Source organism: Nonomuraea sp. MTCD27, from assembly GCF_041950495.1.
Classification (GTDB): Bacteria; Actinomycetota; Actinomycetes; order Streptosporangiales; family Streptosporangiaceae; genus Nonomuraea.
In genome coordinates, this window is the sequence record NZ_JBGNUW010000011.1 from 78,950 (window position 1) to 103,443 (window position 24,494).

At 72.0% G+C, this 24,494-nt stretch carries 21 protein-coding genes; 9 read left to right on the forward strand and 12 right to left on the reverse strand.

Translation table 11 applies throughout. The annotated features are described in order from the left end of the window. Positions 1–21: 21 nt before the first annotated feature. Positions 22–1,962 carry a heavy metal translocating P-type ATPase gene (locus tag ACBJ59_RS30115; protein ID WP_375113577.1) on the reverse strand — a complete coding sequence of 647 codons (1,941 nt, stop codon included), beginning with the start codon at positions 1,960–1,962 and terminating at the stop codon, positions 22–24. A gap of 129 nt (positions 1,963–2,091) precedes the next feature. On the opposite strand from ACBJ59_RS30115, the gene ACBJ59_RS30120 reads away from it, so the two are divergent. From ACBJ59_RS30120 to ACBJ59_RS30140, 5 genes are all read left to right on the forward strand, one after another. Further along, positions 2,092–2,490 carry an ArsR/SmtB family transcription factor gene (locus ACBJ59_RS30120; protein WP_375113578.1) on the forward strand — a complete coding sequence of 133 codons (399 nt, stop codon included), beginning with the start codon at positions 2,092–2,094 and terminating at the stop codon, positions 2,488–2,490. A gap of 379 nt (positions 2,491–2,869) precedes the next feature. Continuing rightward, complete coding sequence (locus tag ACBJ59_RS30125; protein ID WP_375113579.1) at positions 2,870–3,535, forward strand: glycosyltransferase family 2 protein; 666 nt, start codon at positions 2,870–2,872, stop codon at positions 3,533–3,535. Positions 3,536–3,558: 23 nt separating this feature from the next. Continuing rightward, complete coding sequence (locus ACBJ59_RS30130; protein WP_375113580.1) at positions 3,559–4,224, forward strand: TIGR04282 family arsenosugar biosynthesis glycosyltransferase; 666 nt, start codon at positions 3,559–3,561, stop codon at positions 4,222–4,224. Continuing rightward, positions 4,221–5,210 (forward strand): NAD-dependent epimerase/dehydratase family protein, encoded by a 990-nt coding sequence (locus ACBJ59_RS30135; protein ID WP_375113581.1) that lies wholly within the window; start codon positions 4,221–4,223, stop codon positions 5,208–5,210. The genes ACBJ59_RS30130 and ACBJ59_RS30135 overlap by 4 nt, the downstream gene beginning before the upstream one ends. A 55-nt stretch (positions 5,211–5,265) precedes the next feature. Beyond that, positions 5,266–6,711 carry a glycosyltransferase 87 family protein gene (locus ACBJ59_RS30140; RefSeq protein WP_375113582.1) on the forward strand — a complete coding sequence of 482 codons (1,446 nt, stop codon included), beginning with the start codon at positions 5,266–5,268 and terminating at the stop codon, positions 6,709–6,711. On the opposite strand, the gene ACBJ59_RS30145 is transcribed toward ACBJ59_RS30140, so the two are convergent. Both ACBJ59_RS30145 and ACBJ59_RS30150 read right to left on the reverse strand, forming a co-directional pair. Then, the gene (locus ACBJ59_RS30145) at positions 6,620–7,102 is read right to left on the reverse strand and encodes a hypothetical protein (protein ID WP_375113583.1); all 483 of its coding nucleotides are present in this window, start codon (positions 7,100–7,102) and stop codon (positions 6,620–6,622) included. The two genes, ACBJ59_RS30140 and ACBJ59_RS30145, sit on opposite strands and share 92 nt — an antisense overlap. After that, a complete protein-coding gene (locus ACBJ59_RS30150) occupies positions 7,099–8,379 on the reverse strand; it encodes a molybdopterin-dependent oxidoreductase (RefSeq protein WP_375113584.1) in 1,281 nt (426 codons plus the stop codon). The genes ACBJ59_RS30145 and ACBJ59_RS30150 overlap by 4 nt, the downstream gene beginning before the upstream one ends. Before the next feature lie 279 nt (positions 8,380–8,658). On the opposite strand from ACBJ59_RS30150, the gene ACBJ59_RS30155 reads away from it, so the two are divergent. Together ACBJ59_RS30155 and ACBJ59_RS30160 are read left to right on the forward strand one after the other, a co-directional pair. Next, positions 8,659–9,285: a TIGR04282 family arsenosugar biosynthesis glycosyltransferase gene (locus tag ACBJ59_RS30155; protein WP_375113585.1), complete on the forward strand. Its 627-nt coding sequence runs from the start codon at positions 8,659–8,661 to the stop codon at positions 9,283–9,285. Further along, on the forward strand, positions 9,282–9,893 hold the full coding sequence (locus ACBJ59_RS30160; RefSeq protein WP_364117231.1) for a methyltransferase domain-containing protein: 612 nt from the start codon (positions 9,282–9,284) through the stop codon (positions 9,891–9,893). The genes ACBJ59_RS30155 and ACBJ59_RS30160 overlap by 4 nt, the downstream gene beginning before the upstream one ends. 17 nt (positions 9,894–9,910) lie before the next feature. On the opposite strand, the gene ACBJ59_RS30165 is transcribed toward ACBJ59_RS30160, so the two are convergent. The 9 genes from ACBJ59_RS30165 to ACBJ59_RS30205 all read right to left on the reverse strand — a co-directional run bounded on the left by ACBJ59_RS30165 (position 9,911) and on the right by ACBJ59_RS30205 (position 22,618). Then, positions 9,911–11,194: an MFS transporter gene (locus ACBJ59_RS30165; protein WP_375113586.1), complete on the reverse strand. Its 1,284-nt coding sequence runs from the start codon at positions 11,192–11,194 to the stop codon at positions 9,911–9,913. Beyond that, positions 11,191–12,045: a polysaccharide deacetylase family protein gene (locus tag ACBJ59_RS30170; RefSeq protein WP_375113587.1), complete on the reverse strand. Its 855-nt coding sequence runs from the start codon at positions 12,043–12,045 to the stop codon at positions 11,191–11,193. Before ACBJ59_RS30170 ends, ACBJ59_RS30165 begins: the two co-directional genes overlap by 4 nt. 82 nt (positions 12,046–12,127) lie before the next feature. Then, positions 12,128–13,255 carry an ROK family protein gene (locus ACBJ59_RS30175; RefSeq protein ID WP_375113588.1) on the reverse strand — a complete coding sequence of 376 codons (1,128 nt, stop codon included), beginning with the start codon at positions 13,253–13,255 and terminating at the stop codon, positions 12,128–12,130. A gap of 226 nt (positions 13,256–13,481) precedes the next feature. After that, positions 13,482–16,319, reverse strand: a complete 2,838-nt coding sequence (locus tag ACBJ59_RS30180) for a beta-L-arabinofuranosidase domain-containing protein (RefSeq protein WP_375113589.1) — start codon at positions 16,317–16,319, stop codon at positions 13,482–13,484. A gap of 276 nt (positions 16,320–16,595) precedes the next feature. Further along, positions 16,596–18,566, reverse strand: a complete 1,971-nt coding sequence (locus ACBJ59_RS30185) for a hypothetical protein (protein WP_375113590.1) — start codon at positions 18,564–18,566, stop codon at positions 16,596–16,598. 32 nt (positions 18,567–18,598) lie between these two features. After that, positions 18,599–19,675, reverse strand: coding sequence for an LLM class flavin-dependent oxidoreductase (locus ACBJ59_RS30190; protein ID WP_375113591.1), 1,077 nt, complete (start codon positions 19,673–19,675; stop codon positions 18,599–18,601). Further along, complete coding sequence (locus ACBJ59_RS30195; RefSeq protein ID WP_375113592.1) at positions 19,672–20,394, reverse strand: hypothetical protein; 723 nt, start codon at positions 20,392–20,394, stop codon at positions 19,672–19,674. Before ACBJ59_RS30195 ends, ACBJ59_RS30190 begins: the two co-directional genes overlap by 4 nt. A 106-nt stretch (positions 20,395–20,500) precedes the next feature. Beyond that, positions 20,501–21,544 (reverse strand): alpha/beta fold hydrolase, encoded by a 1,044-nt coding sequence (locus tag ACBJ59_RS30200; protein WP_375113593.1) that lies wholly within the window; start codon positions 21,542–21,544, stop codon positions 20,501–20,503. 267 nt (positions 21,545–21,811) lie between these two features. Beyond that, the gene (locus tag ACBJ59_RS30205; RefSeq protein ID WP_375113594.1) at positions 21,812–22,618 is read right to left on the reverse strand and encodes a class I SAM-dependent methyltransferase; all 807 of its coding nucleotides are present in this window, start codon (positions 22,616–22,618) and stop codon (positions 21,812–21,814) included. A 517-nt stretch (positions 22,619–23,135) separates the two neighbouring features. Here ACBJ59_RS30205 and ACBJ59_RS30210 point away from each other — a divergent pair. Together ACBJ59_RS30210 and ACBJ59_RS30215 are read left to right on the forward strand one after the other, a co-directional pair. After that, positions 23,136–23,525 (forward strand): hypothetical protein, encoded by a 390-nt coding sequence (locus tag ACBJ59_RS30210; RefSeq protein ID WP_375113595.1) that lies wholly within the window; start codon positions 23,136–23,138, stop codon positions 23,523–23,525. A gap of 344 nt (positions 23,526–23,869) precedes the next feature. Further along, positions 23,870–24,346: a hypothetical protein gene (locus ACBJ59_RS30215; protein WP_375113596.1), complete on the forward strand. Its 477-nt coding sequence runs from the start codon at positions 23,870–23,872 to the stop codon at positions 24,344–24,346. Positions 24,347–24,494 lie beyond the last annotated feature (148 nt).

The following is a 24,494-nucleotide window of genomic DNA, read 5'->3' on the forward strand; positions in this document are numbered from 1 at the left end:
GCGTCATCATGGGGGGACCGGTCAACGTGGCGCAACCTCGCGGGGAGGCGGCGCCGAGGCCGCCTTCCGCCAGGCCGCGTCGCGCAGCAGCCGCAGGCCGTTGAGCCCGACGATGACGGTGGAGCCCTCGTGCCCGGCCACCCCCAGCGGCAGGGGCAGATCACCGAGGAGGTCCCAGGCCACCAGGACACCGATGAACGTGGCCGCAATGGCGAGATTGGCCACCACCAGCCGCCTGGCACGGCGGGACAGGGCGATGACGGCGGGCACCGCGGACAGCTCGTCCCGGACGACGATGGCGTCAGCCGTCTCCAGGGCGAGGTCGGATCCGACGCGGCCCATCGCGACCCCGGCATGCGCGGCGGCCAGCGCGGGAGCGTCGTTGACGCCGTCGCCCACCAGCAACACCCGCTGCCCGCCGTGCTGGAGTGCCCGCACGGCCTCGACCTTGCCCTCCGGCAGCAGCCCGGCCCGTACGTCGGTGATGCCCACCTGCGCGGCGAGCCGTTCCGCCGCGCGCGGGTTGTCACCGGTCAGCAGCACGGGCCTGGCCCCGGTCAGGGCGACGATCCGCTCGATGCTCTCCGCCGCGGCCGGGCGCGGCCGATCGGCCAGGCCGAGCACTCCGGCGGCCTGACCGTCCAGCCTCACCAGCACGGCGGTCTGCCCGCCGCTCTCCAGTTCGCTGATCAGGTCCGCCATCTGGTCGCCGGCACCCGGCAGGTGGGCGGGGCTGCCGACCTCGACCCGGCGGCCGGCCACCCGGGCGCTGACGCCGCGGCCCGGAGCCGAGGAGAACTCACCGGCTTCCGCGACCGTCAGGCCCTCCTCGCGGGCGGCGCGCACCACCGCGCGGGCGATCGGATGCTCCGATGGATGCTCCGCCGCAGCCGCCAGGGCGAGCAGTTCCCTCGCGTCGACCGGGGCGCCGGGCAGCGGGCGGGTCTCGGCCAGGCGCGGCATGCCCTCGGTGAGGGTGCCGGTCTTGTCGAAGGCGACCACGCCGGCGGCTCCGATCTGTTCCATGGCCACGGCGGACTTGACCAGCACGCCGTGCCGTCCTGCGGTGGCGATGGCGGCCAGCAGCGGGGGCATGGTGGCCAGCACCACCGCGCACGGCGAGGCGACGATCATGAAGGTCATCGCGCGCAGCAGCGTCGACTCCAGGTCGGCGCCGAAGACCAGCGGAACCGTGAACAACGCCAGCGTGACGGCCACCATCGCGATCGAGTACCGCTGCTCCACCTTCTCGATGAACAGCTGCGTGCGGGCCTTGGTGGCGCCGGCCTGCGCCACCATGGCGACGATCCGGGCGACCACCGTCTCGCCGGCCGGGCGTCCGACCCGCACCCGCAGCGCGCCGGTGCCGTTCAGCGTGCCGGCGAACACCTCGTCCCCGGTGGCCTTGGGCACCGGGAGCGGCTCGCCGGTGATCGTGGCCTGATCCACCTCGCCGGCTCCGTCCAGCACCGTGCCGTCCGCGCCGATCCGTTCGCCCGGCCGGACGATGATCACGTCGCCGACCGCCAGTTCGGTCGTGCGCACCACCTGTTCGGTGCCGTCCTCCCTCAGCCTGGCCGCCGTGTCCGGGGCCAGGTCCAGCAGCGCGCGGACCGAATCCTCGGTGCGCTGCGTGGCGTAGGCCTCCAGCGCGCCGGAGGTCGCGAAGATCACAATCAGCAGGGCGCCGTCGAAGACCTGGCCGATCGACGCCGCGCCGATCGCCGCGGCGATCATCAGCAGATCGACGTCCAGCCGGCGCTCGCCGAGCGCTCGCAACCCGGACAGCGCGGGCTCCCAGCCCCCGGCCGCATAACAGGCCAGGTACAGCCCCCACCACACCCAGCTGGGCGCACCGGCCAGCTGGGCGACCCCGCCCACCGCGAACAGACCGGTGGCCGCCAGGGCCCACCGCACCTCCGTCAACCGCAGGAAGCGGGTACGGCGACGGCCTGCCGGCACCGTTCGGTCACTTCCCGCGTGCTGCCGCCGCCCGAGAGCGGCGGTATCCGATTCGATTATCACCGTGGCAGCATATATGCGCACATGCGAAGGTAAGCAAGTAGTTCGCCCTTGCACTATCCTTCAGACATGCACGAGTCGATAGCGGACTTCCGGATGCCGACGGAGGAGCAGGTCCATCTGGCGGCCGAATCGCTGCGGCTGCTGGCCGATCCGACTCGCATGAAGATCCTCTGGGCCCTGCTGCAAGGCGAGTCGTCGGTGGCGTGCCTGGCGGAGCTCGTCGGCGCCGCCCCCACCGCCGTCAGCCAGCACCTGGCCAAGCTCCGCCTGGCGGGGCTCGTCCGCGGTCGCCGCGAAGGCACCTTCGTCTACTACTCGGCGGCCGACGTCCACGTCCGCCGCCTCCTGGAAGAGGCGCTCTTCCACGCCGATCACGCCGACCGCGACCTGCCCCACCATCCCCCGGACGACACCTCCGCCCACCGGCCGGCCCACTGGCCGACAGCGACTCCCACTCCCGGCTGAGCGCCGCCCGCACGCCGCGCAGGACGGCCGCGCGCAACACGCGACATCGAGGCCGGCGGGTGAGACGGTCATCCCACCGTCCGCCCAGGCCCGCACCGGTCCCATGAAGGCGCCGGGCACGCGGGTCGGGCGAGGCCGGTGCCGAGCCGCAGGGGACAGCGCGTGTGGCGCCCCGTTCGCGGCAGGTCCGTGGTGCCGTGCCGCCGCGCCGAAGGTTGGAGCGGCCTTTGCCGGAGGCGTAGGGTCGCCGACGTTCTGTTTGCGATCAGCGGCCTCGGTCGCGCCGCGGCCCTCGTGGTGGGTCTGAGCTGGTCATTTCTCGGAAAGGCAGTCCTCTTGGCGAGGGTGCGGGCCGGGGTGTCGCGTTAGCGTCGGCGGCGTGGAGATCGATGTGGTGCTGCCCTGCCTGGACGAGGCGGCAGCCCTTCCGTGGGTGCTCGAGCGGATGCCGGACGGCTTTCGCCCGATCGTGGTCGACAACGGCTCGACCGACGGTTCCGCGAAGATCGCGGCCGGGCTCGGCGCGATGGTGATAAGCGAGCCCCGTCGCGGGTTCGGCGCGGCGTGCCATGCGGGGCTGGTGGCCGCGGTCTCGGACGTCGTCTGTTTCATGGACGCCGACGCGTCGCTGGACCCCGGTCAGCTGCCTCGGGTGAGCGGACCTGTCGTGGCCGGTGCGGCGGACCTCGTCCTCGGCCGCCGGGTTCTCCGGCCGGGCGCGTCATGGCCGGTGCACGCCCGGCTCGGCAACGCGGTGCTGGCTCGGCGGCTGCGCCGACGTACCGGTGCCGAACTGCACGATCTGGGGCCGATGCGGGCGTGCGGGCGGGTCGCCCTGCTCCGGCTGGGGCTCGCCGACCGGCGTTTCGGCTATCCGCTGGAGATGGTGCTACGCGCGGGGGCGGCGGGCTGGCGCATCCGCGAGACCGAGGTGGACTACCTCCCCCGCGAGGGCAGGTCGAAGGTGACCGGCACGGTACGCGGCACGCTGCGGGCGATCGGCGACATGCGCCGGGTCATGGCCCGTCGGGACGGGGCGGCGTGAATCCGGCGGACGATCGGGGCGGCGTGAATCCGGCGGACGATCGGGACGCCGGGCTCCGCCCGCAGATCCTCGTGATCGCCAAGGAGCCCGTGCCAGGAAGGGTGAAGACCCGGCTCGTTCCGCCTCTCACCCCCGGTCAGGCCGCTGCTCTGGCCGGCGCCGCGCTGGAGGACACGTTGCGGACCGTCGCCCGGGTGCCGGGCGTCCACCGGGTGCTCGCCCTTGACGGCGCTCCCGGGCCCTGGCTTCCCGGCGGCTTCACGGTGCTCCCGCAGCGCGGTGACGGTCTGGACGAACGGCTGGCCGCGGCCTTCGAGGACGCCCACCGGCTGCGGCCCACCCCCATCGTGCTCATCGGCATGGACACCCCGCAGGTGTCCGCCGCTCTGCTGACCGAGGCCGTGTCCCTGCTGGCCGGCCACGACGCGGTGCTCGGCCCGGCGGCCGACGGCGGCTTCTGGCTGCTCGGGCTGCGTGTTCCCGTCCCGGCGCTGCTGCTCGGCGTGCCGATGTCGGAGCCGGCCACCGGTGAGATCCAGCTGCGAAGACTGAGGGAGGCGGGGATGAGCATCGCCTTGATGCCGTGCCTGACGGATGTGGACACCATCACGGACGCGATCGAGGTGGCGGCGATGGCCCCGCGGTCGCGCTACGCCGCCGCGCTCGCCGGGATCGGAGCGGCGACATGACCAGGGTGCTGGTGACCGGTGCGGCCGGGTTCATCGGGAGTCATGCGGTCGAGGCGCTGGAGGCGAACGGCCACGAGGTGGTCGGGCTCGACCTCCGGTCCGGCGACGACGTTCGCGACCGGGCCGTTCTGGACCGGCTGCTGCCGGAGGTCGATGTGGTCGTGCACCAGGCGGCCAAGGTCGGGCTCGGCGTGAACGTGGCGGACCTGCCGGACTACGCCTCGGTCAACGTGTACGGCACGGCCGTGCTGCTGGCGGCGATGGCGGAGCACGGTGTTGGGCGGCTGGTGCTGGCGTCCTCCATGGTGGTCTACGGTGAGGGCGCCTACGAGTGCGCGCGGCACGGCCGGGTACGGCCCGGTCCCCGCTCCGCCGCGGACATGTCGCGAGGCTCCTTCGAGCCCCGCTGTCCCCGATGCGGTGAGGGCGTGGCCTTCGCCGCCATCGACGAGGACGAGCCGGTGGATCCGCGCAACGCGTACGCCACCACCAAGCTGGCGCAGGAGCATCTCGCCGCCAACTGGGCGCGCGAGACGGGCGCGACGGCGACCGCCCTTCGCTACCACAACGTGTACGGCCCCAGGATGCCGAGGGACACCCCGTACTCGGGCGTCGCGGCGATCTTCCGGTCCGCGCTGGAGTCCGGTCGCCCGCCGCGGGTGTTCGAGGACGGCGGGCAGCTGCGCGACTTCGTCCACGTCCGCGATGTCGCCGACGCCAACGTCGCCGCCCTCACCCGCGACGAGCCCGGAACGCTGGCCGCCTACAACATCGCGAGCGGCGAGCCGCATACCGTCGGCGAGATGGCCTCGGCCCTGGCGGCGCAGCGGGGCGGCCCGGAACCGGTCACCACCGGGGAGTTCCGGCTGGGCGACGTTCGCCACATCGTGGCGGCACCGCACCGGGCAGCGGTCCAGCTCGGCTTCCGGGCGCGGATCGGATTCGCGGAAGGGATGAAGGAGTTCGCCACCGCGTCCCTGGCCTGACCGCTCGAATGCCGACTTCGGCGGATCCGTTCCGGCGCCTCCCGCGGACGGGGACATGACGCCGGGCGGCGTGGCCCGCTGCCGCCTCGCCGGCACGGTCGTGCTCCTGCTCCTTCTGGTCTGCGTGCTGGCGCTGACCGTCGGCGCGGGCTCGTACTACACCGACCGGGCCGGCCTGCTCCGGTGGTACGGGCTCGCCTGGGCGCTCTTCGCCGCGGCGGCGTGGACCCTGCGCAAGGTGCCGCGACGCCAGGCGACGTTCCTCGTGCTCGCCGGGGGCGTCGCGGTGACCGCCACGGGCCTCCTCGCGCCCCCGGCCACCAGCACCGACGCCTACCGCTACGCCTGGGACGGCCGCGTGCAGGCGGCGGGCGTCTCTCCCTATGACCACGCCCCGGCCGACCCCGCGCTCGCGCGGCTGCGCGACCGCTGGCTCTTCCCGGAGGGCGCCGGCTGCGACGAACCGGGCCGCTACCCGATCCCGTCCGGCGAGGGGACCCGGTCGTGTACGCGGATCAACCGCCCCGCCGTCCACACGATCTACCCGCCGCTGGCCGAGGCGTACTTCTGGGTCGTGCACCGGCTCTCGCCCGAGGGGTCACGGCACAAGCCGCTCCAGATCGGCGGCGCGCTGCCGGCGCTGGCGACGGCCCTCGTCCTGCTGATCGCGCTCCGGCCCAGGGCTCCCGCGAGGGCCGCCTGGTGGGCGTGGTGCCCCGCCGTTCCGATCGAGTCGGTGAACAACGCCCATGTCGAAGCGCTGGGCGTGCTGCTCGCCGTCCTCGCCCTGATCATCGCGCACCGGCACAGAGCCGGCGGCGGCCTGCTGCTCGGCGCGGCGACCGCCGTCAAGCTCCTGCCCGCCACGGTCGCACCCGGGATGCTCTCCGGGCTTCTGGCCGGAGGCGGGCCTCCCCTGCGACGGCGCGTGATCGACGCCCTGGCGGTCCTCGGGCCCGCCCTCCTCGTCGTGACGCTCGCGTATCTGCCGTACGTGCTGGCGTCCCACGAGTCGGTCCTCGGCTATCTCTTCGGTTACCTGAATGAGGAGGGTTACGCCGGAACCGGCGACAACCGCCGCTACGCGGTGCTCCGTCTGGTCCTGCCCGACTCGTGGGCCCTGCCCGCCGCCCTTGCCGTTCTCACGGCCGCGGCGCTGCTCGTCCTTCGCCGGGGCGACGGCCGCCGCCCGTGGCGGGGAGCCCTGGTGGTCACCGGTACCGCGTTCCTCGTCTTCACGCCCGGCTACTCCTGGTACGCCCTGCTGGTCGTCGCGCTGGCCGCCCTCGACGGCCGCTGGGAATGGCTCGGCATCCCGCTCGCCGGTGCCGTCTCCTACCTGAGCCCTCAGGCCGGCCTCGGAACGGCCGCCTACGCCGTCGCGGCACTGGCGGTCGTCGCCGGCTGCGTCACACGCAGGGTGCTCGACGATCCGCCCTGCTCGACACACCGCGCCGCACCGCGTACAGCAGCCCCGAGACGCCGAAGAGCACCACGGTGATCAGCAGCCAGCGCGCGAGATAGGGGGAGGTGCTCAGTCCGACCGCCCCGCGATAGTCGCGCTCGGCACCGCGGAGGACGAGCGGGAACCACACCAACAGCAGCAGCCCGGACAGCGCGGCCGGCACCCGCAGGTGGTTGATCGCAGCGGGCCGTGGCGTCCGGCGCGATGCCCGCCTGGTCAGGGCCTGGGTGGCGGCGTCGGCGGCGGAATACACGGGATACAGCACCAGATCGTGCAAGATGATCGCACCCACGAGCCATGCGGCGAACCCCAGCCAGATGCCGGCGGCGACCACCCGGGTGGTGACATAGCCCGCGACCATGAAGCAGGCCACCAGCAGGAGAAGGTGCCACAGGGGGGCACCGTAGCCGCTCACCCGCCGGCTCACGCGGTCTCCACGCGGAAGTCCAGTTCGCGCACCCACTTGGTGTTGTGCACCCCCGGGGCGTTCGGCACGATGATCCGCGCCGGGTATCCGTGGTCGAGCGACAGGTCGGCGCCGTTCACCCGCAGCGCGAGCAGCGAGCGCGGGTCGGCCACCTGCCGGGCCCTCAGCGACGCCTGGCCGAAGTAGCCCACACGCTGCAGGGACCTGGCCGTGACCCCCGCCGAGCCGGGCGGCACTCCGGCCAGGCGGGCCAGGTCCGCGAGCCGTACGCCGGTCCAGGTCTGCTCGGTCGACCAGCCCTCCACGCAGGCGATCGGAAGCGCGTAGGTGTGCAGCGGCATCGCCAGCAGGTCCTCGCGGGACAGGTGGAGCCGGCCCGGGCCGGCGACCGTCAGCCGCCACCGCGCGCCCGTCTCCGCCGCGGTGACGCCCAGGCTCGCCGCCGTCTTGTTGATCTGGAAGTCGTTGGGCCCGGTGCCGTAGTCACGGCCGTGCGGGGCCAGCAACGCCGTACGGCGCAGCGGCCCGTCCAGCGTCTGCCCCACCGACAGGCCGAACATCATCACCGACCCCCCGCCGACGAACGCCAGCAGCCCGCGCCGGGACATGGTGGGCGGCGCCGGGTCCGTGGCCACCAGGCCGTCGGGGTCGGGCGGTTCCGGCCGCGTGCCGGCCAGGCCCGTGCGCAGCTCGCGGCGCAGGTCCCGCGACCGCACCGCCCGGATCGCCTTCGGCAGCCGCACGACGACGTGGACGGCGAGCGCGGCCAGGAAGATCCACGCACCGTACAGATGCGCCGGGTAGAAGGAGAACGGGAAGACGTAGAAGATCTGGATGTTGAGGATCCCGGTGGCGAACTGGAACACCGCGCCGCCCACCAGGAGCACCAGGCTGGCCCGCTCGACGGCCTCGGCGATCGAGCGCGCGGGCGGCCAGGCGAACAGCTTCGGGATCACCGACCACAGCTTGGCCAGCAGCACCGGCACCAGCGTCAGCCCGACGACGACATGGGCGCCCTGGGTGAGCCGGTACAGCCAGGCCGGATCCGTGGGCCAGTCGAAGAGATAGAAGCCGAGCAAACCCTTGGTCGGGGTGGTGTCGTTCCCCGGCAGTCGCGGCTGGTAGGCGGCGTACGACAACAGCCCGGTGACCGCGACGATGACCAGCCCGGCCAGCAGGACCAGGCCGAGCACCGACGTGAGCCACGGGCCACGCAGCGGGCTGCGCCAGAACCCGGGCCGGAACGGCCCGGGAGGCCCCGCCCGCAACCACGCCACCGGCCGCGACTCCCGACCGGTCGCGTCCTGCTCCCGGGCACGTCTGGGCGGCGTATCCGGCATTGATCCCCCCGAAGCCGATGTCGGATGCTGCTCTCCTTACCGGTTACCTCACCTTCTATGCCTCGTCACGGTACGCATTTGGCCGGTCCGATCCCCTCGACCGGCGACTCATTTCGGGACTCGTGGCCGCCGTACGCCGCCATCCTGCGGACCGAACGGGCCGCCGTCAGCATGTCGTAAGGATTGAGCACCCTGCGTCGTCTTACTGTCGATCACGTGGTCCAAATTATGATCATCGCCAAGGAGCCGGTGGCCGGGAGGGTCAAGACCCGGCTGACCCCGCCGTACAGCCCCGACCAGGCAGCGGCCCTCGCCGAGGCCGCTCTCCGCGACAGCCTGCTCGCCGTCTCCGCGGCACCGGCGACCCAGCGGATACTCGCCCTGGACGGGCTGCCGGGCAGCTGGCTGCCGCCGGGTTTCGTGGTGATCCCGCAGCGCGGCACGGGCCTGGACGAGCGTTTGGCGGCGGCGTTCTCCGACGCGTACCGGCTCCGGCCGGAAGCCGTCGTGCTGATCGGCATGGACACTCCGCAGGTGACTCCCGCGCTGCTCGGGGAGGCGGTGACGGCCTTGGAGCGGCACGACGCCGTGTTCGGCCCGGCCGCGGACGGCGGCTTCTGGCTGCTCGGCCTGCGCGAGCCGGACCCTTCGCTGCTGCGCGGGGTGCCGATGTCGCATCCGGAGACCGGCAAGCTCCAGCTCGACCGGCTGGATCGGGCCGGGCTGACCGTCCACCTGCTGCCCGAGCTGACCGATGTCGACACCGCGGCGGACGCCGTCGCGGTGGCCGAGCGGGCGCCCGCGTCCCGCTTCGCCGCCACGCTACGGGAGCTGAGCCGATGATCGGGCAGATCTACGCCGACGCGCTCGCCGGCGCGACCGCCGAGATCGAGTACGTCGACGGCACCCGCGTCCCGATGGAGACCGCGCGCTGGTTCGAGCCGGTGGACGGCGACGACGCGCTCCTGAGCAGGTGCGCCAGCCCGACGCTGGACATCGGCTCGGGTCCCGGCCGGCTCACCGTCGCGCTGACCCGCCGCGGCGTTCGGGCGCTCGGCATCGACATCACCCCGCGCGCCGTCGCCCTCACCCGCAGGGCGGGCGGCTTCGCGCTGCTCCGCGACGTCTTCGACGAGGTCCCCGGCGGTGGCCAGTGGGCGACGGCGCTGCTCGCCGACGGCAACATCGGCATCGGCGGCAACCCCGCGACGCTCCTGCGCCGGGTCAGGCAGCTGGTCCGGCCGGGCGGGAACGTCCTGGTCGAGGTCGCGCCACCCGAGACGAAGAGCCGGGTCGACCGCGTACGGCTGCACCGCGGCCCGCTCGCCGGGGACTGGTTCGGCTGGGCGACCGTGTCGGTGAGCGACATCCAGCGGGTGGCACACGCCGGCGGCTTTCCGGTCGTGGACTGCTGGACGGCTCAGGGCCGCTGGGTGGCCTGCCTGAGCTAGCCGGCTGCTCTACCTGCTCAGACCGGCGACCGCGCCCATGGCGTGGGCCTTCCGGGCGCCGCCTTGGCGATCGGGTAGAGCACGAAGCACAGGAAGGCCAGCGCCAGCACCGCCGGAGGCACGCCGCCGAGCAGCAGCCGCACGCCGGTGACCACGCTCTCCGGCTGCTCGGCGGCGCCCGCCCGGTAGCCGGAGGCCGAGAGCACGACGCTGAGCATGACCGCCTGCAACGAGGTCGACCAGCGCACGACGAAGCCGTTCATCCCCATGTACATGCCTTCGCGCCGCAGCCCGGTGCGCCGCTCGTCCTCGTCGATCACCTCGGCGAGCAGGATCTCCAGCAGCACCATCATGCCCGCGATGCCCGCGCCCACGGCGGCGCCGGTCGCCACGGCCAGCGGCAACGAGCCGACGACCAGGAAGGGCATCAGGGCCAGGCCGTAGACCACGATCGCGATGAGGACGGCCTTGCGCGGGCCGACCCTCGTGGTCACGCGGCTCCAGACGTAGACCAGCGGGATGGCGGTGATGAAGACCGCGCCGAGGATGAGGGTGTTGGCGGTGTCGGGCTCGCCGAGGGCGTACTTCGTGAAGAACGGCACCCCCGCCTGCAGCAGGGCGAAGGTCACCTGGAGCAGGAAGCCGCCGGCCACGTAGGCGAGGAAGGCCCGGTTGGCCAGGGTGTAGCGCACGGCCGTGAGGAAGCCGAAATGCTCGCGGCCGGCCTGGGCCCGCTCGCGCGAGCCGGTCAGCGACAGGGCGAAGAACGCCAGCGCCACGACGGCGAAACCGATCCCCATGGCTGCCCAGCCGACCGCCTGGTAGAGCAGCGGCGCGGCGGCGACACCGACGATCATGCCGACGATGCCGAAGAGCTGCCGCCACGAGGCGGCCCTGGCCCGCTCGACGATGGTGACGAACATCTCCGGGAACAGCGCGACGTAGTTGAGCACCACCACCACGTGGAGCACGTCGTAGACCAGCACCACGACCAGGAAGTACCAGAACCGCGCCGTCGAGCCCTCGACCAGCGGGATCCAGATGAGGGCGAAGGTGGCGGCGAGCGGCGCCATGCCGATCGTGATGTACGGCAGGCGCCGGCCCCACCTGCTGCGCGTCCGGTCGGACAGGTGGCCGACGAGCGGGTTCAGCACGGCGTTGAGCGCGCCGTGGATGACCATGGCCAGCCCGATCAGCGCCGGGTCCACGCCCAGGTGGTCGATGTAGTAGAAGGTGGCGTAGGTCGCGAACGCCTGACCGAGCAGGTTGACGGCCAGGTTGCCGGAGCCGTACCTGATCAACGGGACCTCTGCAGGTCACGCAGCTCGCGCCAGCCGATCAGGCTGACGTCCTCGTCCGCCAGCGCCTGCCGTACCTCCGGGTCGGTGAAGACGCGCAGCTCCATGGCGCGCTTCTCGTGGTGGGGCATGATGTGCCGCAGCTCGTCCGTGTCCTCGAAGGGATGGATGTAGATCTCGGTGACGCCCGGCCGCAGCGAGCGGATCAGCTCGATCATCTCGGCCTTGAAGCTCTCGTAGGTCTCGCCCTCCCGCTGGTGGAAGGGGAGCGTCCACAGGCGGTCGAGGATCACCACGCCCGCCGCGTCCGCCCGCGCCGCGGCCGCCTCCGCGAAGGGGTCCAGCTCGGGCGGCAGGCCCATGCCGTCCAGCGTCCTGGGCAGGCGGAACGGCAGGCCGTACTCCGCGCAGACCTCCAGCGCCTCGGTGAGGAAGTCACGGCCTGTGGCCAGGCCGTACAGGCTGCCCATGTGGTTGTCGGCGTGCGACGGGTCCAGGCCGAGGGCGACGGCGCGGTCGATCTGGGCGACCAGCTCGGCGCGGATCTCCGCCGGGTCGGCCTGCTCCTCGACCGTCTTGGACTCGCGCGGGAAGTAGCCCGCCGCGTCGCGCAGGCTCGCTCCGCCGGTCAGCGGGCTCCAGCGGTAACCCTCCCACTCGCTGGTCAGCGTGAGATGCACGCCCACGTCCCAGCCGTGGCGGGCGGCGGTGGCGATCGCGTCGGGGGCCCACGGGCACGGCGTCATCACCGTGGCCGAGCTGATCGCGCCCGCCTGGAGCAGGGAGGTGATGCCGGTGTTGGCCGCGCGGCACATGCCGTAGTCGTCGGCGTTGATGATCAGCTGTCGGGTCACGGGGGGCTGCCCTTTCAGTCGGTCGCTTCGGGTGACGCGCTTCAGTCGGTCGTTTCAGGTGGTCGTTTCGGGAAAATGTGCTTCAGGTGGTCGCTTCGGTGAACACGCGCTCGCGGACGTGCTCGTGGGCCACCAGCGCGGCCCCCTGCACGACGGCGCCGCCGGGCACGCCCGACCCGGTGACGTTGACGGCCAGCTCGGGAGCGTCCCCCACCAGGTGGCGGCGGACCGGCTCCAGCAGCACCTCGGTGCCCTCTCCCCCGACGACGAACAGCTCGGGCTCGATGACCAGGGCGATGGCGCCGATCACGTGCGCCAGCCGCCGCGCGATCGCGTCGGCCGCGTCGATCGCCACCGCCACACCCGCTGAGGCCATCGCGAGGAGCTCTGCCGGGCTTCCCTCGAACCCCTGCTCCCGGGCGATCCCCCGCGCGTTCAGGACCTCGCTGCCCAGCGCCGTCGCCGGGTGCGGCAGGAAGCCCACCTCGCCCGCGCCTCCGGCGAACCCCCGGTGCAGGCGGCCGCCGATCACCACCCCGGCGCCGAGCCCCGCCCCGACCCTGAGCAGTACGAAGTCCTCGATCCCGCGTCCCGCGCCCCTGCGCTGCTCGGCCACCGCCGCCAGGTTGACGTCGTTCTCCAGCAGGATCGGGTACGGCAGGCGTGCCTGGAGCTCGGCACCCAGCGTCGCGGCCCCGGGCAACCCGCGCGAGGCCCGGACGCTCTTGCCGTCGCGCCCCACGATCGCCGGCACCCCGACGACCGCCTCCCCGACCGTCCGACCAACGGCCACCTCCGCGGCCAGCTCGGCGACGATCCCGGCGAGCCCCCCGGCCGCGGGACCGCCCGCCGGGGCCGCCCGCTCCTCCCCCTCGCCCCCCAGCTCCCGCTCCGCCCGGGAGACCTCCGCGCCCGCCAGGTCGACCAGCACGGCGCTGACCCGCTCGGCCGCGACATCGATCCCGATGGCGTGCCCGCTGCCGGGAGCGGTCTCGTAGAGGGTCGCCGCCGGACCGCGCCGCTCGGTGTCGAGCCCCGCCTCCCGCACGACCCCGCGTGCCAGCAACTCCTGCAGCGCCTGGGCGACGGTGGTCTTGGACAGCCCCGTGGCCCGGACGAGCTCCGGCCGGCCGGTCGGCCCTTGGGCGTCGATGGCCTCCAGCACAGCCCGCGTGTTGATGGACCACAACAACGCCTGCGGTCCCGCCATCGTCACCACCCAAGATCAGTAGGTCGGGAACTTTCCTACTGGCCGCATTTCTATCCTTATCCGGGCAAGGCTGGCAAGGTGTCGGCTGCGCCTCGATCAACCCGAACCGGCCCGCGATGTGGTGGAAGAGGCGGCGAATACGCGAAGCCGACCGTCTGACGGTGGGGCGCCGGCCCGGTACGGCCGGCGCCCCGTCACGCATGCCGGGCGGAATCCACAGGATTCACTACCGACGGAGCCGGGCCTTGACGGCCGCGGTCACCACCGCGTCCTTCTCGGCGGAGGTCATCAGCCCGGCCCGGATCCAGTCGTCCGCGGTGCGGGCCACCGTGGACACGAAGCGGCCCTGGTTGGCGAAGGGCGCCCTGGCCCAGACCGCGTCCAGGAACGTCACCGAATCCTCCCGCGCGTAGTTCGGCACCCCGGAGTCCTGCTTCCCGAACACGATCTTCGGTTCGACGCGGTGGAAGTAGGCGTGGTAGCGGTCGGTGTCGCCGATGTAGAACGGCACCAGTGGCAGGTCGTGCGTGGTGAATGTCATCGACGCGGTGGGCGTCATGGTCTGCGCGAGGTCACCGGACAGCGTGAAGTCCTTGTAGAAGGAGAACTCGCGGAAGGTGGTCTCGTTGCTCTTGGCGACCATCGGCACGGGGCCGTACGCGATGCTCTGGGTGGTCGGGATGTCCAGCGCCTTCTCCACCCGCAGCGAGAAAGGCATCGAGATCCTGATCCGGTCGCCACGCCGCCAGTGCCGGTCGAGCGTCACGTATTCGCCCGGCTTGGCATCCACCTTCTGCTCGGCCCCGTTGACCAGCACCTTGAACCCCTTCTCCACCCAGTACGGAACGCGGAGTTTCACGGCCAGCCGGCCCGTGCCCTCCACGGTGAGCGTGGTGACGCCCGCGGGGTCGGTCGGGTAGTTCGTGCTCTGTTTGAGGGTGAAGCCCTTTTCCGCCCAGCGCAGTTCCGAGGCCAGGTAGAGATTGACGTAGAGCGTCGAGTCGTCCGCCGACCGGAAATAGATCGAGTCCTGGAACTTGGTGTGGCTCTCCAGCCCGGTGCCGCCGCAGCAGGTGCCGAGATTGCCGTAGCTGCGGGAGGCGCCCGGCCGCATGGGGATGAAGTAGGTCACCAGCGGGTCCGTGGCGCTGTCGACGTTGCGGCGCGAGGCGAGGATCTGGCCGTAGAGGCCGCGCTCGTAATACTGCATGTACTTCGGGTTCGCCGTGTGGAAGAACAGGTTCCGGCTCAGTTTCAGCATGTTGTAGACGCAGCAGGTTTCGGCGTTGTTCGTGCCGAGGGTGCCGACGATGACGCCGCGCGCGCCGAACAGCTCGCCGTTGTCGGTCGGCCCGGCCGTGCCGCCGTCGGTGAAGGTGCGATGGGGTACGACCATGTCCCAGAAGTTCACGGCGGCGTCGAAGTAGCGGCGTTCCTCGTTGCGCTCGAAAACGGACAGGTAGCCGATGAACTGGGGGATGTGCTGGTTGGCGTGTTTCCTGTTCAGCGTGTCCTCGTTGGCGACGGTGGCCGCGAGGAGCGCGGTGTTGTCGAAGCACCTGGCCGTCGCCAGATATTCCTCCTTGCCGCTGATGGCGTAGAGGTCGGCCATCACGCTGTTCATGCCGTTGTACTCGCCCGCGATGTAGATGCTCCACATGCGGTCGAGCTGCTCCCGGGGAAGATGGCCCAGCCGGCTGTGGACCCAGTCCCCCATCTTCATCACGATCTCGAGCGCCTGCTCGTTGCCCGCGTACTGGTAGGCGTCGAGCAGCCCACGCATGATCATGTGGCAGGTGTAGTAGGGCGCCCAGATCGTCGGGTAGGTGGCGTACTGCTCCAGCAGGATGAACTGCGTCTCGGGGTAGGCGGCCAGGAAACCGGGATGGCTGGGGCCGGGGTGCCCGCTGGGCTCGGACACCAGCCGGGCGTCCCTCCCGTTGCCGGAGGAGTCGCCCGCGCTCTCGCCGCTCTCCTCGTCGAAGCGGTACCACGCGACGTTGCCGCCGCCCAGCCCGCCGTCCGCACCGGTCGTCAGCGCCGCGATCTCCGCCCCGGTCAGCGCGCGGTCGTAGATCTGGAACTCGTCCACCGAGGCTTTCAGGTACGCGTCGCCGTACTGCGATTTCCCGATCCAGTTGTTGCCGGTCGGGCCGAGGCTGGACGGTTTGAGGGTCATGGCGGTGTTCGTGCCGACCGGGGCGCCGTTCACGTAGAGGGTGCCGGTCCCCGCCGACAGGGTGACCGCCACGTGCGTCCACTGGCCGGCGGGTAACTGGCTGGTGCCGTTGATGCGCTGCTCGCCGCTGCCGCCGCTGGTGGTGATGGCGAATCTCGGCGCGGAGCCGGCGCTCACGGCCAGGAACATGTTACGGCTCGTGCCGGTGCCGAAATCGAAGATCCGGGACCAGCTGGTGACCGCGGCCGGGTTCAGCCAGACGGCGATGGTGAAGTCGTCGAGGCCGCTGACGATTCCGGCGGGCAGCGACACGTACTGGGGGCCGTCGAGCTTCGCCGCCCTACCGAACTTCCCCGCCACCCTGGCGACCGGGGCCGGCGGAGGCGCGGGTTGCCCCACCTTGGCGGCCAGCGCGTCCTGGCACTCGCCGAGCGCCTTGACCATGTAGTCGACCTTGTCCTTGAAGAACGGGTCGCCGGAGCCCGCGTACGCCAGGGCCAGCGCGCTGACGAAGTGCCCGCTGTAGTGGCCGCGCAGGTTGCCCGTGGCGTCCTCCCACCCGCCGGGCGGCTGGGCGCCCAGCGTGTCCAGCTCGGCGTTGGCCCGGAAGTTGGCCAGCATCCGGTCGGCGGGATAGGACCTCAGGAAGTTCAGCATCCGGTCGCGGTTGACGCTGAACAGGCTCTCCCCCAGGGTGACCTGACTGTTCGGGAACGGCTTCACGATCCAGGCGCCCGGCTGCGGCGGGTCGTGTTGCGGTGGCGGGGCCGTCGTCGTACGAGCCGCCTGGGCGGCGCCGGGCGGGAGCAAGGTGAGTGCGGACGGCGTCGCGACCGCCAGCGCCGCCAACCGCAGCGCCTCGCGCCTGGGCATCATGTTCGGCATCTCACTGTCCTGTCTTGCTCGGGACCGCCGGATGATAGCGCTAACATTTCCGCGCCGAGCAACCTGGCGATACGTGATGGGTCACATTTCGCGAGTGTTAACGATCTCCTTGCGTCCGTCAAGGTTCGAATCCGCCGTAGTGATGGACCCGCCGTAGTGATGGACCCGCAGCAGTGCGGCGCCGGCCGCGATCAGGGCAAGCACGACGGCGACGGCGGTCCGGACGGGACGCGTCATTCCTGCTCGGGTCGATGACCGGGCCTGGACCCACCGGTGTCAGCGGGGGTGGTAGCAGCAGCGCCCGCCGGTCGCGATCGTGGCGCGGAGTTCCTCGCCGATCGCGTTGTCGGCCTCGGTGATGCGGGTCAGCGCACGCCGGATGGCCTTGCCCACCGCGATTCTGGCGCGTTCCGCATCGTTGGTGAACGGGCGGACGCGCCCGCCGAGGCCGGTGGCGGCGGCCAGTTCGGCGGCCAGCCAGTCACGTTCGGCGCACAACGCCACGGTGCGCTCGGTGTCGTTCAGCGACTCCAGCTCGGCGATTTCGGCCTGCAGTTCGAGCAGCCGCTCCTTGTAGGTGCGTTCGGCGAGCTGGTCCAGCACCGGCTGGACCGAGACGGCCATGCCGGTGTCATCGCCCCGGGCCGGGGTTTCCGCCCGTGTGGCGCGGGAGGCGTGCCGGGATGCCTGGCCGGCCGCCAGGTCGGTCGCGCGGATCTCCCGCCCGGGGTTGGCGATCAGGATCGCCAGGTACCGGATGCCGACGCTGTCGTCGGCCCGTACGGTCCGGCCGTTCAGCTCGATGTGCCACTGGCGGCCCTGACGCCGGCAGGTCGCGCGCGGAGTCCTGGCGCGGGAAGCGATTCCGGCGGGGAGGGCCATGCCCAGCTCGGTGGCCTCCTGCTCGGCCAGGGCCAGCTGCTGTCGCGCCGGCGGACAGCCGGTTCCGTGGCGCATGCTCAGGGTTTGTCCCAGCCGCCACCGCGACAGCGCCGCCGCCGGCCAATGGCCCAGGCCGAGGTTGGCCTGCACGGCCTGGCCGAGATGCTCGACGGCGGCGCCCAGGTCGCCGGTGGTGAGCGCGGCCATGCCCAGGGCGTGGTGGGTCGAGCCGAAACAGGCGATGCCCAAACCGGCCATGGCCGGCAGCCGGGCGTACGGGGTGAGCAGGCGGTAGGCCTGGGCCGCGGTGTCGGCGTCCTCGAGCAGGTGGGCCGCCTCGGCGACGCCGTGCATCGCCGCCAGCCAGCTCTGGGAGCGTGACGAGCCGGCCAGGGCCGGGCCGCGCGACCGGGCCAACATCCCGGCGGCCAGGCGGCGATCTCCCGCGCAGGCGGCGGCCACCGCCAGGGCGGGGAAGTAGGCGTGGTCGGCGAAGCCGACCCCCGGGGAGTGGACCAGCTCCGTGAGTGGTTCGACGAGTTCGGCGACGCGGCCCTGGTACCAGCGGATCGCCGTCAACTGCATGCCGTGCCGGCCGGGCGCGTCGTGGTCACCGGCGTCCGTGCCGCGCCGGGCGCAGGCGGCCGCGAGGGTTTCGGCCTGGGTGAGCCGGCCGGCCCGGATGGTCAGCATGACCTTGATGGCCTCGGCGACGAACCCGGCCGCCAGGTGATCGCGGTGCGCCAGGTGCTCGCCCAGTTCCCGCAGCGAGCGTTCGGCGCGTGGGTCGGCGGCCAGGAACAGATCGACGGTTCGCCACAGCAGCCCCGTGAGCAGGTCACCGCGGCGGCCGGTGCGAGCCGCCTGGCCGATCAGGTCGAGGGCCAGCTCCCCCCGGAGGGCCTCGTGCTCGGGGCTCATCAGGCAGTGGTGGGCCAGGCTCAGCGCCTCGGCCGTGGCCACCGGGTCGCCGCTCTCTCTGGCCTCGGCCAGCGTCCGGAGGATCGAGGCGTGCTCGCCGAGACGATGGTCCTCCTCGCCGTGCAGCCGGGCCCGCAGCCGTACGGCCAGCGACGAGTTCGGGTCGATGCCGGTCAGGGCGTGTCGTTGCCGGGCCCGCACCTGGGTGGCCTCCACGGCGGTGCGGTGTTCGTGCACCCATACGCCGCTCATTCCCAGGGCGGCCCGGGCCATGGCGAGGTCGTCGCCGTGGCGCTCGGCCGCCTGGTAGGCGGCCTCGAACCGCTCCCGGCCGGCTCTCAGGTCACCTTCGACGTGGAGTGCCCGCTCCGCCCTGAGGAGCGAGAGCTCCACGTCATCGGACGGGGTTGGGTGCTCCTTCAGCCGGCTGACAATGCTCACCATCAATCCGTTACGAAGAGTCGTGACGGCGTGCGTCATCCTGCGACTCCCCCGTCCGGCAACAGCGCGACGGCTCGGTCGGCCTCGACGGGATCGACCTCCGGTACACGACCGGCCGGTCCGGGCGCGGCGGCCCGCAGCGTGGCCTCGATCTTCGGCCAGGCCATGCCCGGCGGTACGGCGACCATGGTGATGTCCGCGACGCTGTCCCATCGCCGGAGCTGTTCCCGCACGCCGGCCGCATCTCCGTACGCGGTGAACTCGTCCAGCAGGACCTGTGCCGCGTCGGGCACGATCCCCGGTTCCCGGCCGGCGGCCGGGTTGACGGCCCGGACGAGTTCGACCTGCTCGCCGAGGCCCTGCGCCGAGACGAGGCGCGGGTACACCTCGCCCATGGCCGCCAGGTAGAACGCCGTGCATGCGGCCGCGGCGGCTCGGGCCGCGCCGATGTCCGGGTCCACGATGGTGAACGGCCCGGCGGCCACGGTGATCGGCTCGTCCTGCCGGCCCGCGGCGGCCCGGAGCCGCCTGATCTCGGCGGCCAGTTCACGGCACCGATCGCGGCGCAGGTAGAGCGGGAACCAGCCGTCGGCCAGCTCGGCGGCCACCCGGATGGTCCGCTCACCGGTGGCGGCGAGCCAGATCGGCAGGTTCGCGACCGGCGGCTGGCCGAGCCGCAGGGGTCGGGCCTCCGGTACGACCGCCGGCCGGGCCCGCTCACCGGCCAGCAGAGCACGCACGTTCTCCGTGACCTGCCGCAGCCGCCCCGCCGGCTGGGCGAACCGGACGGCGTGCCAGCCCTGCACAAGCTGCCGGGTGCTGGCACCCAGGCCGAGCACGAACCGACCGTCGCAGATCTGGTGCAGGGTCGCGGCGGTCATCGCGATCGTCCCGGGGGTGCGGCCCCACACCGACAGGACGCCGGCCATGAGCTTGATCCGCCGGGTCACGGTCGCGATCTCGGCCAACAGTACGGTCGAGTCGAGGCCCCACCCCTCGGCCACCGAGAAGATCTCGTAGCCCAGTTCGTCCGCGAGCGTGGCCATGCGCACAATGACGTCGCGCCGGATCTCCATCGGTGTCAGCGCGACGCCGCGCCGTTCGGCCGTCATCCCGGCACCCCGGTGCGCGCGATCGCGATCCAGGTCTGGCGGGAAAAGCCTTGCAAGGCACCGGACGGCGAGTAGAGGGCCGAGCCGGCGTACAGCTTGCGACCGGACACGCCCTCCAGCCATCCGACCACGACGTGTGCGTCGTGCGCGGCGACCGGCTCCTCCAGCCACGCCGCCATCCGGCCGAGGACGATCGGGCCGTCGACGTGGCCGAACCACATCGCGGCCCAGCCCGCCGGGCAGTCGAGCGCGGCCCAGGCGTGCGCCGGCCTGATCGACTCACCCGCCAGCGCGCCGCCGGTCGGGTGCCAGGCCGCCGCCAGGAGATCGCGGGCGGCGAGCGGACCGGGGAAGATGCGGAAGGCATCGGCGTCCGTGCGTTCGGTGCCGCAGACCACACAGCGCGGGAAGCCGCTCGAGGTGAAGCCCGGGAAGGCCGCGCCGGCCGCCGATGCCTCGGCGACCGTCGGCGGCTTCGGCGCGCGGCTCGCCAGCCGGGTCGTGACGGCCTCGGCGACGAGGGTCCGCCCGTCGTACAGTGCGAGACCGCCGTCGCGCGCTTCCAGCCCCAGCGCGACGCCGAGCCGCACCGGCTTCCTGAGCGTTATCTCGGCGTCCGCCGGCAGGTACGGCGACAGCAGCCCGCAGGTGTAGCCGCCGTGGGCGGAGGCGGGTGGACCCTCGAAGGCGGGGTCGATGACGATTTCCTTGTTCGGCACCCCACGAAACTAGGTGCCGCGGCATCTGGGCGAATCAGACGTTCTACCTAGACAATGGCCGGCTTCGCGCCGGGATCGGCCCCGCCCATCGGGTCTGGGGCGGAAACTACCTACGCAACAGCCCGCGGCTCTGCCGCTGCTCGCTCACCCATACCGCCATCTGAGCGCGCGATCGCACGCCGAGCTTGGTCCGCACGTGCTCCACGTGCGCGTCGACCGTCCGTACCGACACGCCCAGGAGCCGGGCGATCTCGGCGTTGGTCAGCCCTTCGGCGATATGGGCCACGACCTGGAGCTCACGATCGGTGAGCCGGGAGTCGGTGGACAGCCGGCCCGCGCCGCCGGCCCGGTCGCGCAGGAACGAGAGAATCGTGGCCGCTGCGATGTCCTCGCCCTCGAAGTAGATCGGCTGCATCCGGCCCTCCAGCGCGACAAGCTGCGCCCCTGGGATCAGCGAGGCCAGCTCGCGGCCCAGCTCGAAGGGCACGGCCCGGCTGCCACGCCGGTGGAGCACCAGCGTGGGAACCCGGATCGCCGGCAGGATGTCGGCGACCTCGATGCGGTAGAACATGTCGAGCAGGGCCGCGGCCATCTCGGCCGTTGCGGCGGCCCGCTGCACTCGGGCGAACATGTCGGTCACCTCGGCCGGGGCGCCGGGAAACCAGATGTCGGCCAGGACCCGCGAGCCCATGCCCCAGTGCGCCCCGATCAGCGACAGGATCGAACGCTTGACGGGGTCCGGCGCGAGATCGCCGCCCCGGGCACAGCTGCCGTAGACGAGCAGCGACGCGACGGCTTCGGGGTTGCGGACGGCATGAGCGGCCGCCACCTGCCCGCCCTCACAGGACCCGAAGACGGTGTATCGCTTGAGGCCCAGATGACCGGTCAGCGCGTCGAGTGTCTCGAGTTCGGACTCCAGCGTGAAGGCCTCCCGCGGGCGGTCGGACAGGCCACAGCCCAGTTTGTCGTACCGGATGACGGTGTAGTCCTGTGCCAGCGCTTCGACGAACCGGCGGTGGGAGGGTATCTCCCACGCCAGGCCCAGATGCGACACCCAACCGAGGAGGTACACGATCGGCGGGCCGCTGCCGACAACCGAGTAGGCGATGCGACCACCTGGCGTGGAGGCGAACCTCACTACCTGCTTCACCGGGCCAGCATGCCACTGCGATCGCCGCCTGTCACAGGTCGAACGACCATTTTCCGGCCGCTTGCCGTTCGCGGGTGGAGCCAAGGAGCCACGGCCGGCGCTGTTGAGCAGCCGGCCGAGGGGCCCACGTAAAGGCGCCCACCACTTCGCCCCTCGGGCGCTCCCGCCCGGCACACCCTCAGCGGTCCGCCGAAGCGGCCGGCGTACGGCGGATGCCCCGGTAGAGCGATCACGGTCTCTGAACCGGAGGCGCGGGCGGCTGCACCTTCACCCACGTCTCATGGCCGTTGCCACGCCGCGTACCGCCCAGGCTCGGGCCGTCAGCGTGATGGAGCCGTCAGGGCCGGCGGCCAGCCGGGAACGGAGCAGTTCCCGCAGGGCGCTCCGGCGTTCCTCGGCCAGGGCCATGACGTACCCCGGAGCCGGTCCCTGGCCGCCGAGGAACGGCCGCCAGTAGTCGTCGAAATCGGCGAACGTGGTGAGGACCTCGATGGGCTGTACGGTCACGTCGCCCAGACCGGCGTCCGCCCACAGCGCTCGGAGAGCTTCCGGTCGGCACAGCGGAAAACGGTGCCCCTCGTCCAGCTCGGCCGCGGCCGGGTCGATCTCGGTGGCGGCGTCCCAGAAGTACCGCATCATCTCCATCCCGGCGGCGTAGTCCCAGACATAGGCGGCGACGGTTCCGCCCGGAGCGGCGACCCGGGCCAGCTCGGCCGCGGCACGGCCCGGCTCGGGGACGAAGTTGAGCGTCAGCCCGCTGACCACGGCATCGAAGCGGCGATCGGTCAGAGGCAGCGACTGCGCGTCGCCCTTGCGAAAGGTTGTGCGCGGATCGGTGATGCGGGCGCGAGCGCTCGCCAGAAACCCTTCGGAGGTATCGATGCCCAGGACATCCGCGGGATCCGCCACCGCCAGGATCGTTGCGGTCAATGCCCCTGTGCCACATCCCACATCCAGCCAGCTCCTGCCGCCGGGCACGCCCAGCCAGTGCAGGAAGGCCTTCCCGACTCGGCGGCTCCATCGGCCCACGTACGCCTCGTAGGCGTCGCCGACGGCCCAAACCTCGGTGGCCATGCAGTACCTCGATCTCTTGAGAGGACATGTGCCTTCCGCCGACGCCCGACGCCGTGGCGACGCGGTCCGCCGACAAGGTCCGCGACTTCGTGGCCGGACCGTCCCACCACAGTCAGGTCATGCCATTCTTCACCTCCTTTGCCCACCCTCCCTCCCGACGGCATGGTGCTGATGGCCGGCGTGAACGAACGCCGAGACGCGCCGGCAGTCCGCCGGGCCATGAGCCGCCGGCATGCGGCATGGCCAGGCACCCGCTGGGCCGTCCACCAGGTGGACGACGCTCCGGGCACCGGACCGGGTGACTCAATGGCCGCACAGACCATCGACGGGATCGAGGAGCCGGTACGACGGTTGGCGACCGACGCGGGATTCAGCCGATTCCGCCGCGTGGATCGACGGTCGCCGCGACAGGCGCGACGCGGGCACATGCTGCGACGGGTCCTCGAAGCGATGCGCGGTGGAACGGGATGTCACGCCTATATGGCGACACCCTTCAACGGGCATTCAGAGGAGTCCCATGGGATCTGCAGACTCTACGGACGGTGCCACCCCGAGAAAGTCCCGGCTCCGCAAGCGGCAGCTGTGGACAGGAGTGCTGGGCGTGCCACTCGTCCTGGTGATCACGCTGAAAATGGCCGACACGCGCGGTGCTGCCATGGCGGTGATCGCCGGAGTGGTTTGGAGTGCCTTGGTCATCAGCGAGGTGGCGTTCTCGGAACGTGTCAGGTTCCTCGAGCGTGCCCGGCCCGTGCTCTACGGGCTGGCCGTCTACCCCCTCCCGGTCTTCACCGTCCTCGCCGTCGTGTCGCCGTTCCTGTCCCTGGCGATATGCGCGATCGTCGCCGGGATCGTCACGCTGTCCGTGGTCGTCCTGCGCGCGTACCTGACCCCCAGGCCCCCTCCATAGCCCGGGAAGGCCGAGGAGGTGGGCGGCGATCGACGAGAGCGTCGACCTGGCGGGCCGGCCGGTGGTGTGTCGCCGGATTCACCGATGACCGCTCAACCCCTGCCCCGGCCGCTCCGCCGCCCTTGAGGTCACGGCCGCCGCGGAACCGGGCCGTCGGGTGGTGGACGCCGCAGTCGGTGCCGGCGATGGTGCCGGTGCCGGCCGGGTCGACTGCGGCGTACGTGCTGTACGTCTTGACGATGCGTTCATCAAGAAGATTGCAAGCGGGAGGCCACTTCGGGCAACCCGCTTGAAATCGTTCCGTCGCACAGTCTGGTCATCGCGTTAGGAAAGGACGCCTCCCGATGACCGTCACCCGGACCCTCGCCCTCGCCCTCGCCACCACCGCCGCCCTCGCCGTTCTGGCCCCCGCCGCCCAGGCGGCGACCGCTGCCGATTCGGCCGCCACCGCATGGGGCCCGTACTACGCCCCCGCCCATGCCGCCAAGGCCGCGGGCACCCTGAAGGCCACCGGCGAAGACCACGCCGACCTGCCCACCGCCGACGTCGTCCACATCTCGGGCACGGTCCGCGACTACACCCGCGCCCCCGCCACCTGCGGCTGGGCGGTCTTCCGCATTACCTACCGCTCCGGAAACAACCTGCCGTTCAAGCACCACTCCATCCGCGACTGCTCCTACCGCACCCCCAAGCACTTCTCCTTCAAGCACCGCGACGTCTACCAGGTCGACATCAAGGTCTGCGCCGCGGCCAAGACCACGAAGCCGACCCTCAACTGCCTCTACGCCGGCACCTGGAAAACCCTGTACCTGTCGAAGTAGGAGCAACCGGTCAGCGGCCCACGACGCTGCACGTCGCAGCCGCCCATGCTCGCTGGTGGAACGGCCGGCGTACCCGGCCCGGAGCGGGCGGATCCCGGAGCGGGACGACGGCACAGGCCGGGGCCACATCAACCCCCCCCGCAGTAAT